A 6,760-nucleotide genomic window follows, 5' to 3' on the forward strand; every position below is an offset into this window, starting at 1 on the left:
GGGCGTTTGTTTGTTCACTGTCAAATCCCTGTTATCGCCACAGGTTCTTGTTGCCGGGATGAGGACTGCTCCCTTACAGGCTCCACCCGTACGCGGATGATTTTGAATGCGGGCATCCGACTGGTCGGATCGAGATTGGCAGGGATCAGGCGGTTGATGCATTGTTCCCCTCCCCAATGGAAGGGGGCAAAGACGGTGTCTGGGCGGATGCGTTCCGTCGTTTTCACCGTCAACACGATCGAACCGACAGGGGAGGTGACGCGGGCCGGTTGGCCATCCGCCAGTCCCAACCGGTGGGCAGTTTCGGGATGTACTTCCAAAAAAGGTACTGGTGCTTTTTCCATCAGAGCAGGGGTTCGTCTCGTCAGTGTGCCACTTAAATAATGATGGATGATGCGCCCGGTTGTGAGTGTGAGCGGCCATTCGTCTTCTTCGCGCCAATTTGACGATGGAGCATGGACGGGAACGAGCCGCGCTTTCCCGTCAGGATGACCAAACCGGCCATCTTCAAACAAACGCGGTGTTCCTACCGGGCGCTCATGGTTGCAAGGCCAAAACAACCCTTTCGCTTGTTCGATCCGTTCATACGTCATGCCTGAGTAATCCGCTTTTCCGCCCCGGCTGGCCTCGGCCAACTCGCGAAAGATGTCTTCCGCCGATTGGTAACGAAAACATTCTCCTTTTCCCAACGCCTGCGCCATTTCCATGATCGTTTGCCAATCCGGTTTGGCTTCCCCCGGAGCGGGACGGACGGCTCGACGCAACAGGACCCGTCCTTCCAGATTGGTGATCGTCCCTTCGTTTTCCAAGTACGATGCGGCGGGAAGCACCAAATCGGCCATCTGTGCCGTCTCGGTCAGAAAGAAATCGACGACAACCAGCCAATCCAATCGTCGCAATGCTGATTCCACCCGCGCGGCGTTGGGGCTGGAGATAACCGGATTGGAACCGAAGACAATCATGCCGAGGATCTCATTTGCCAGGATCTTGTCAAACATTTCATAAGCGGAAACGCCGGAGCGAGGAAGCGTGTCCGGTGTCACTCCCCAGATGCGGGCGATCTGTTCGCGCGCTTCGGGATCATCCAACAAACGGTATCCGGGCAGTTGATCGGCTTTCTGTCCATGTTCCCTTCCGCCCTGTCCGTTTCCCTGACCGGTGATCGCACCGTATCCGCAACCCGGTTTGCCGATCTTCCCGGTTAACAGCACCAGATTGAGGAAATTGCGAACGTTTTGCACCCCCCAGGCATGTTGCTCCACTCCGCGGGCGGTCAGGACAAACCCGGTGGAGGCTGATCCGTAAGCCAAAGCGGCGCGCTTGATCAACTCGACTGGAATACCGGTCTGTTTCACAACCTCGGTTAAGTCTACCCGGCGAATGTGGTCGATTAACGACTCCCAGCCTGAGGTATGACGGCGGACAAATGACCAATCGACCAGGTCGTGCTCCACGATGATTTTGAGCATACCATTAACCAAAGCGGCATCGGTGCCTGGACGGATGGGAAGATGAAGATCGGCGCTGTGGGCTGTCGGTGTTTCCCGTGGGTCGATGACAATCAGGAAGGCTCCCCGCTTTTTCGCTTCTAGCAGATAGGGCATCATGGTAGGTTGTGCATCTGCTACATTGGCTCCTGCTAGCAGGATGCAGCGGGCAAGCGGCAGATCGGACAACGGATTGGTCAATCCCCGGTCCACTCCCAGGGTGAGGTTGGCCCCAGCTGCGGCGGAAGACATGCAGTAGCGCCCATTGTAGTCTATATATCGTGTGCCCAGAGCGACACGGGAAAATTTCCCCAGCAAATAGGCCACTTCATTGGTTAGCGAACCTCCGCCGTAAACAGCGACCGCGTCTGGACCAAACTCGGCTTGCCACCGGCGAACCCGTCGGCTGAACCACGCCATCGCTTCTTCCCATGATACGGGATGCCATTTCCCGTTACTTTTGAGCAGCGGAGTGGTGATCCTTTCTGGGCTGTCGGTGGGAATATGGGCAAGACGTCCTTTGCCGCACCATTTGCCGTGGGTGACTGGATCGTTCGCGTTCGGAAGCGTCTTCGTTCCTTCTTCGGTTTGTTTCCACCAAAACGTGCACTGCATACTGCAATAAGGGCATTGGGTCAAGGGATGAAGGGATTCATTCATGCGGGTGTCATCTCCTGTGAAAATCAATCTACGCGTGTCCAGTTATCCGTCTCATCCGGGAAGCAAGCGGAAAAAGGTGTACCGGGGGAATAACTAGACACCTCTAAACCGATTATGCCAAAGGTTCCGGAGAACGATCCAGCGTATTCTGCAGATACTGGCGTTTGCCGGATATCATGCCGGATAATTTGGCAAATATGCTCAACTTGTCTGACTTAATCGTTTCCAATTATAATTTATAATGTTCCAATAGAAGATGGATTGGAGGATAAACATGGCACAAATCGGTATTCATGACCAACAATTGCAACGCAGCATGAAAAGCAGACATTTGTTTATGATCGCCCTGGGGGGCGTCATCGGAACCGGATTGTTCCAAGGGTCTGGTTACACCATCAACACCGCGGGGCCGCTCGGTGCGGTGCTTTCCTATCTCGTGGGCGGCTTCGTCATGTATTTGACGATGCTTTGTTTAGGTGAATTGACTGTTGCCATGCCGGAGGCAGGGTCGTTCCAAAGCTATGCGACCAGGTTTATCAGTCCGGCTGTCGGTTTCACGGTCGGATGGGTATATTGGCTCAACTGGGCGCTCACTGTTGGATTGGAATTGACCTCGATCGGGATGACCATCAGACGTTGGTTGCCTTATGTCCCTGTATGGGTATGGTGTGCACTATTTGCATTTTTGCTATTTTTGTTCAATGCGTTCTCGGCACGCAGTTATGCGGAGTTGGAGTTTTGGTTCTCCAGTATTAAGGTGATCACCATCGTGTTGTTCATTATCTTGGGTGGGGCGGCCATGTTCGGCTTGCTACACTTGAAGGGAGCGCATTCGGCTCCGATGTTTACGCATTTTACCAAAGATGGCTTGTTGCCCAACGGAATAGTCGCCATCTTGATGACGATGATCACGGTCAACTTCTCTTTCCAAGGAACGGAACTGGTCGGGATCGCTTCCGGTGAGAGCGAAAATCCGGAAAAGACGATTCCCAAAGCGATCCGCAATACCGTGTGGCGCACGTTGTTCTTTTTCGTGTTGGCGATGACGGTGTTGGCGGCCTTGATTCCGTGGCAAAAAGCGGGCGTGATGGAAAGTCCGTTCGTTTACGTACTGGATCAAATGGGGATTCCGTATGCGGCCGACATCATGAACTTCGTCATTTTGACGGCATTGTTGTCGGTGGCCAACTCCGGTTTGTACGCTTCTTCCCGAATGTTGTGGTCCATGTCAAAAGACGGAATGGCGCCGTCATTTTTCTCCAAGCTGACCGGACGCGGCATCCCGATCCGTGCGCTGTTGGCCAGTCTGGCTGTGGCGTTGCTGTCGTTGTTGACCAGCGTGTATGCCGCAGATACGGTGTATCTCTGGCTGATTTCCGCTTCGGGAATGGGAGCGGTTGTCGTCTGGATTTCCATCGCAGCGTCGCAGTTTTTCTTCCGTAAGCGCTTTCTCGCTGAAGGTGGCAAGTTGGAAGAGTTGAAATACCGGACACCGCTGTATCCGGTCGTACCGATTCTGGCGTTTGCATTGAACACCATCGTTTTGTTCAGCATGGGACTGATCCCTGATCAACGAATCGCCTTGATCTGTGGGATTCCGTTGATGGTGATCATCTATCTTTCCTACATGTTGAAACAAAAATTCGGAAGTCAGGCGATGAAAACGTCGCGGGAAGCTCCCGCTCAAACGGGAACCGAATGAGAAAAGCCCCGGTCATCACCGGGGAAAGCCGTCTCTCAGCCGAGCACATAGGCAGGAGGCGGTTTTTTCTGTCCCTCTGTCAATTCTGAGGGGGACATGATTCCTTCTGTAGAAACTGCGCAATGATTCCTTCACGGCTAAGCTTTCAGGCAGTTGTTTCTGCAACTAGTCGACTATTAGAAATCAGTTGAAAATAGGCATAATATCTGCTATCCTTCGACTTAATCTGATCTATGGAGGGACCCCATGCGCCAATCTGGAATGCCGTCCTGTACGACCTTTATAATGAGCGAGGGAAAACCCATCCCTTTAGGGATGGGATGAAGCGAGCGTCGGACGCGGGATGGCTTCAGCCCTCTAGGAAGACCGACAATTTTCCGTATTTCTCAAGTACCATTATCATTCTTTCTTCGATCAAGTACCCATACTTCATATCTTTTTCTACAGCCAGTAACTTGATCTGCTTCAATAAATTTCGCATCAACGGTTGTGTGTAATTCAGCACGACCTTGTTTGATTCTTGCCATCATTCATCACCTCTTCCTCATCATAGCGACATTAAAGGAGGTGATCACGATGATGAGAACCTACAAATTCAAGCTGGAACCAACAAAAGAGCAAATCGAGAAGATCGAATGGACACTGGGCATGTGTCGCTGGCTCTACAACTCCATGCTTGAACAACGAAAGTTCGCCTACAAAAGACGCGGAATCACGTTGAAGTATCACAAGCAAGCAATCGAACTCCCCAAACTCAAGAAGGAGATCCCGGAGTTCAAAGAGATCCATTCTCAGGTTCTTCAAGATGCAGCTAAGCGGTTAGACAAAGCATTTCAAGCGTTTTTCCTTCGTGTAGAACGCGGAGAAAAGCCAGGATACCCTCGCTTTCAAGGCAAGAATCGATACGATAGCTTCACCTATCCTCAGGCTGGTTACAAACTGGATGGAAAGTACCTGAAGCTCTCTAAAATCGGCGATGTGAGAATCAAACTACACCGCCAGATCGAAGGAAAGATCAAGACTGCTCCATCAAGCGGAAAAATGGTAAGTACTACGCTTGCTTCTCGTGTGAGGTGGAGACGAAACCTGCAAGTACAGGTAAGCGAGTGGGCTTAGATTAAGGGGTCAAACATCTTGCTGTGACCTCTGATGGGGAATATTTCGACCACCCCAAATATCTTCGTAAATCGGAAAGAAAGTTGAAATGGCTCCAACGGATGGTTTCCCGCAGAAAGAAGGGCTCCCATCGTTAGAGAAAAGCGGCCCTGATGTTGGCCAAATGCCATGAATACATAGCCAATCAGAGAAAAGACGCCGCTCACAAAATCAGCCGATATTTGGTGGACAACTACGATCTGATTGCCTTTGAAGACTTAAATATTCGGGGAATGGTGAAAAATCACTATCTTGCCAAGAGCATTGCAGATGCAGATTGGAGGATGTTGATTCAATTCACGGCTTACAAGGCAGAGTGGGCTGGTAAGCAAGTGATGGAAGTGGATCCTCGAAACACGTCGCAAGTTTGCTCAGAGTGCGGTCGGATCGTAAAGAAGACCTTAAAAGAACGTACCCATCATTGCTCATGCGGATATGTGGCAGACAGGGATGTCAATGCCGCAAGAAAATCCTGCATCGAGCGATGGGATACGTTCCTGAGCCGAAATACGTACAATAAGAATTAAACCTTTTCTAGGCTTGGACGAAGCCTTCGTGGATGGATGTGGGTTGCCACCCCAAATGAAGCGAGAAGCCCACGGCTTTAGCCGTGTGGAGCAAGTCACGGAACCACTTCAACCCCGGCCGGAATATGCATCCTCGATTTCGGAAGCAGCACAGGCGATCTCACGGCCGAAATTGACCGTCACGGAGCGCAATTGACCGGGTTAATGCCCCGACATTCGTTTCTTGTCGTTGATGTGCACGATTTCCGCTATGATGAAACATTCGACGCCGTTTTTTCAATGCGGTGTTTCACTGGATCTCCCATCCGGAACATGTCGTTCGCAACATCCATCATAGATCATAGCTTGATATCGCACGGCCGTCTGATGATGGAATTGGGCGGAAAAGGGTTGAACCCAGTGATTTCAAAGGTAAAAAAGTCATGATTGGGACCATGGAATATATTTTGATTGATCAACATGAATGTATGAGGAGTGAACCTTCATATGAAAACAACCGATTTATGTGATCAGTTTCCAGACAAAGTCCATATTTGCGAAAATATTTTCCAATCTTTCGGCAAGAGAAAAATTTTCAGCGGAAAAATCTATACGGTGAGGGTTTTTGAAGATAATGTCCTGGTCAAAAAAGCTCTTGAAACCATTCCAGCGGGTTCCGTTCTCGTTGTGGATGGAGGTGGCTCTAAGAAATGCGCACTCTTGGGGGACAGGCTTGCGGGAATCGCGGTGAACAGGGGACTCTCCGGAATCATTGTCTATGGATGTATTCGGGATTCAGCAGACATCGCACAATTGGATATTGGTGTGCTCGCACTTGGAACTAATCCGCGAAAAAGCCGCAAAGAGGGAAAGGGGGAAACGAACATTCCCGTTTCTTTTGCCGGAGTCGATTGGGAACCAGGTCATTATGTGTATGTGGACGAAGATGGGGTCATTGTGGCAAGTGAAAAGTTGACACTTTGAGATGAGGCCTTAGGGGATCGATGTTTGAGCCCTCTCATGGTATAAGAACCCCCATAAGATCATGTGAAGTGAGTGGTGGGTATGATAACCTTAGAAAAATGGGGGAGCGCGAGGGGGCTGTAATCCCCCTCAATTTATTGAGGGGATACACGGACCCCCTCGCATTTTTATAGATTGACAATTCCTTTATATTGGTATTACCATAATGGTATGAAAAAAGAGTCTTGGAAGTCAACAGGATCAGCAGTTTATAACCTAAATTATCA

7 protein-coding genes are annotated in these 6,760 nt (G+C 50.5%); 5 read left to right on the forward strand and 2 right to left on the reverse strand.

Translation table 11 applies throughout. The annotated features are described in order from the left end of the window. Positions 1-20 precede the first annotated feature (20 nt). Complete coding sequence (locus tag NWF35_RS12155) at positions 21-2,147, reverse strand: molybdopterin oxidoreductase family protein (protein ID WP_301239405.1); 2,127 nt, start codon at positions 2,145-2,147, stop codon at positions 21-23. A 274-nt stretch (positions 2,148-2,421) separates the two neighbouring features. Here NWF35_RS12155 and NWF35_RS12160 point away from each other — a divergent pair, with 274 nt between their 5' ends. Further along, entirely contained in the window at positions 2,422-3,849 is a 1,428-nt protein-coding gene (locus tag NWF35_RS12160; RefSeq protein WP_301239406.1) for an amino acid permease, read from the forward strand. 386 nt (positions 3,850-4,235) lie between these two features. Here NWF35_RS12160 and NWF35_RS12165 read toward each other — a convergent pair whose 3' ends face one another. Continuing rightward, positions 4,236-4,376: a hypothetical protein gene (locus tag NWF35_RS12165; protein WP_301239408.1), complete on the reverse strand. Its 141-nt coding sequence runs from the start codon at positions 4,374-4,376 to the stop codon at positions 4,236-4,238. Positions 4,377-4,425: 49 nt separating this feature from the next. On the opposite strand from NWF35_RS12165, the gene NWF35_RS12170 reads away from it, so the two are divergent. From NWF35_RS12170 to rraA, 4 genes are all read left to right on the forward strand, one after another. Next, a complete protein-coding gene (locus NWF35_RS12170; protein WP_301239409.1) occupies positions 4,426-4,965 on the forward strand; it encodes an RNA-guided endonuclease InsQ/TnpB family protein in 540 nt (179 codons plus the stop codon). Positions 4,966-5,117: 152 nt separating this feature from the next. Next, positions 5,118-5,531: an RNA-guided endonuclease InsQ/TnpB family protein gene (locus tag NWF35_RS12175; protein WP_301239412.1), complete on the forward strand. Its 414-nt coding sequence runs from the start codon at positions 5,118-5,120 to the stop codon at positions 5,529-5,531. Positions 5,532-5,586: 55 nt separating this feature from the next. Then, complete coding sequence (locus NWF35_RS12180) at positions 5,587-5,727, forward strand: hypothetical protein (RefSeq protein WP_301239413.1); 141 nt, start codon at positions 5,587-5,589, stop codon at positions 5,725-5,727. Between the two features lie 290 nt (positions 5,728-6,017). Next, on the forward strand, positions 6,018-6,494 hold the full coding sequence (gene rraA / locus NWF35_RS12185; RefSeq protein WP_301239414.1) for a ribonuclease E activity regulator RraA: 477 nt from the start codon (positions 6,018-6,020) through the stop codon (positions 6,492-6,494). Positions 6,495-6,760 lie beyond the last annotated feature (266 nt).

Source organism: Polycladomyces subterraneus (assembly GCF_030433435.1).
GTDB classification, from domain to species: Bacteria; Bacillota; Bacilli; order Thermoactinomycetales; family JIR-001; genus Polycladomyces; species Polycladomyces subterraneus.

Coding starts and splice junctions, on each gene's coding strand:
- NWF35_RS12155 (WP_301239405.1), bottom strand. CDS start 2,147: ATGAATGAATCCCTTCATCCCTTGACCCAATGCCCTTATTGCAGTATG.
- NWF35_RS12180 (WP_301239413.1), top strand. CDS start 5,587: ATGAAGCGAGAAGCCCACGGCTTTAGCCGTGTGGAGCAAGTCACGGAA.
- rraA (WP_301239414.1), top strand. CDS start 6,018: ATGAAAACAACCGATTTATGTGATCAGTTTCCAGACAAAGTCCATATT.
- NWF35_RS12175 (WP_301239412.1), top strand. CDS start 5,118: ATGTTGGCCAAATGCCATGAATACATAGCCAATCAGAGAAAAGACGCC.
- NWF35_RS12160 (WP_301239406.1), top strand. CDS start 2,422: ATGGCACAAATCGGTATTCATGACCAACAATTGCAACGCAGCATGAAA.
- NWF35_RS12165 (WP_301239408.1), bottom strand. CDS start 4,376: ATGGCAAGAATCAAACAAGGTCGTGCTGAATTACACACAACCGTTGAT.
- NWF35_RS12170 (WP_301239409.1), top strand. CDS start 4,426: ATGATGAGAACCTACAAATTCAAGCTGGAACCAACAAAAGAGCAAATC.